This is a genomic window from Jiella sonneratiae, assembly GCF_017353515.1.
GTDB lineage: Bacteria > Pseudomonadota > Alphaproteobacteria > Rhizobiales > Rhizobiaceae > Jiella > Jiella sonneratiae.
The window spans coordinates 1-2,375 of record NZ_JAFMPY010000062.1 but is presented as its reverse complement, the minus strand read 5'-3'; the positions used below and the strand labels follow the sequence as shown (position 1 = coordinate 2,375).

The window sequence follows — 2,375 nt, the reverse complement described above, 5'->3', positions numbered from 1 at the left end:
ACAAGACCGCCGAGCTCATGGTCTTCAAGCTCGTCATGGCCGCTTCAAAAACTTGGCGGAAGCTGAAAGGCGAAAATCGCTTGCCGATGGTCATTGCGGGCGTCACATTCACCGACGGCGTCGCGGTTAGCCCAGACGCCGATCAACGCGCCGCCTGATCGGACCCGTCACCCAAAATCAGCCATAGCTCTCCGCACCGTCGTCGATACCGCTCGACTTCGAAGCAGCGCAAACCATTTCCAAACCATCCGTCAGACCGTCGGAGCCTGAACGCTGAACGCGGGAAATGGGGGTGGATAATTACGTTGAGGTCTCCACCTGATTGACATATATACAAAATCTCGTATTTCAATCTGCTAAACATTTTGACAGATTTACGGTCATTACAAATGACTACGAACTGATACACATCGAAGTTCTCTGAGGGACGTTCTGTAATGCAATCGCCGTACACAGACCTCGAACCCCACCGCTTCTGGCGCACGGGCGTTGCAAGCCAATCCAAGTACGATATAAGTCATATTTACCACCCAAAGTTTACATCTCTAAATGAGTATCGAATTGCGACGGCGGGAAGCTGTTTTGCACAACACGTTGCTCGTGCTTTACGTCGCGCCGGCTGCAAAGTTCTAGATGAAGAGCCTGCACCGAACGCGCTACCGACAGATGATGCTAGCACTTACCAATATGGGGTATATTCAGCGCGTTACGGAAATATCTATGTCGTAAGACAATTTTACCAATTGTTGCTTGAGGCTTTTGGTCAATGGTCTCCTGCGAATGCAGTTTGGATGAAAGATGGGCGCTATTATGATGCGCTCCGACCATCTATCGAACCTAATGGGTTTGAATCAGAAGACGAACTTTACGCGCACCGTGTGGAACATCTTGCCGCTGTTCGAAGATTAGTTGCGTCCGCAGCCAATCGGTACAATAGGGGCGAGCAATTTGACGTATGACGTTTACAGACATGATAAGGGCTATGACTCAGAGGACTTTTCCCATTTAAGCGAGGAATATGGGGCTTTAATGATCTCGGAAGTGAACGATAAACTTAACGAATCGGGATGTTAGTGGATCAACCGAGACGGTTGCATCCCTTATTGGTAATTACCGGTGGATTGCACCGGTGAAGCGCAACAGTGGTCATGAGAAGCGGATTTTGACGTCCTTTCCAAGCTCTGTGAGGAGGGCTTGGAAAGGGGTGATGACGCCAAGGCATTTTCGCGGTGTCGTGTTGAGGGTGATGACGGCGTCCTGCAGATCTGCTTTGGCGATCTGGTCGAGATCGAACCATCTGGGGAGCCATCGTCGTGATCGTCCGTTGGCGTTTTCGATGCCGCCCTTTTGCCAGGAGGCATAGGCATCGCAGAACTAGGTCGATATGCCGAAGATGTCGGTGAGCAGGCCATGACGGGCAAAGGCTGTGTCATTGTTGAAGGTCACCGAGGATCGCAGGCCCGGCGTGATGCGCTGGAAGACGGCGGTCATGGCGGCAATCGCCTCGGCGGCAGTCTTTCCGGTGAGACGGGTGGCAAGCGTCACCCTTGTCTTTCGCTCATGAAGAACGAGGACCGGCCGAGCCCTTTTGCAGATGACGAGATCGGCCTCCCAGTGGCCGGCTTCGCCGCGATCCTCGATCCCGGCCGGGCGGTCATGGATCGAGCGGCGGCCTTTTATGGTATCGCGCGAGGGGCGCGCCTTCATCGGACGGCGGATCTTGCGACGCCGCAGGAGATAGCGCCAGAGTTCGGCTGCTTTCTGGGAGGTCCGGTAGATGAAGGCGTAGGTCGTTTCGGTGGCAAGCGAACGAAGCTTTGCCTCGTTGCCACCCTTTAGCCAGCCGGCGATCTGCTCGGACGACCAGCCTTCGGCCAGGCGATCGGTGACGAACTGGCGCAGACGCTCGTCACGCTCGAGCATGGCATCCCGCTGCCTCCGCTCAAGATAGGCTCCGTCGGCTTGCCTCGGTGAATAGCCGCCGCTCGGCAGCGCGTTGCGGCGAAGCTCCCGATCGATCGTCGAGGGCGAACGGCCAAGCTCCTTGGCGATGGCTGATCTCGAATGACCGGAGGCACGAAGAATGGCGATCCGCTCTCTTTCGGCGGACGACAGATGCTCGTAGGATGACACGGCAACACTCCCAAAGGTCTGCAAACCCAAGCCGATCCTACATCGGCAAGGGGGTGTTGCACTTCGCTTTGGAACTCAGGGGCACGTCAGCGCATGGGTTCTGATAAGCGCCCGTTAGGTCGCATCCCCATAACCGGGTTCACGTTCGGTGGTTGATTTGATTCAATCTCCTTTGAAAGGAGATTGCCATGCGCCGTCACGAACTGAGCGACCAGGAATGGGAGATCATCGAACCGCATCTG

Annotated in this window: 2 protein-coding genes and 1 pseudogene; 2 read left to right on the top strand and 1 reads right to left on the bottom strand. The window is 55.2% G+C overall.

Annotated features, from left to right (window positions below; translation table 11 throughout):
* Nucleotides 1-158 (top strand): annotated as a pseudogene (locus tag J1C47_RS23415) (IS256 family transposase); the annotation flags it as partial.
* A 279-nt stretch (nucleotides 159-437) separates the two neighbouring features.
* Complete coding sequence (locus J1C47_RS23410; RefSeq protein WP_207353214.1) at nucleotides 438-959, top strand: GSCFA domain-containing protein; 522 nt, start codon at nucleotides 438-440, stop codon at nucleotides 957-959.
* Nucleotides 960-1,374: 415 nt separating this feature from the next.
* Here J1C47_RS23410 and J1C47_RS23405 read toward each other — a convergent pair whose 3' ends face one another.
* Nucleotides 1,375-2,133: an IS30 family transposase gene (locus J1C47_RS23405; RefSeq protein ID WP_207353213.1), complete on the bottom strand. Its 759-nt coding sequence runs from the start codon at nucleotides 2,131-2,133 to the stop codon at nucleotides 1,375-1,377.
* Between the last annotated feature and the right edge of the window lie 242 nt (nucleotides 2,134-2,375).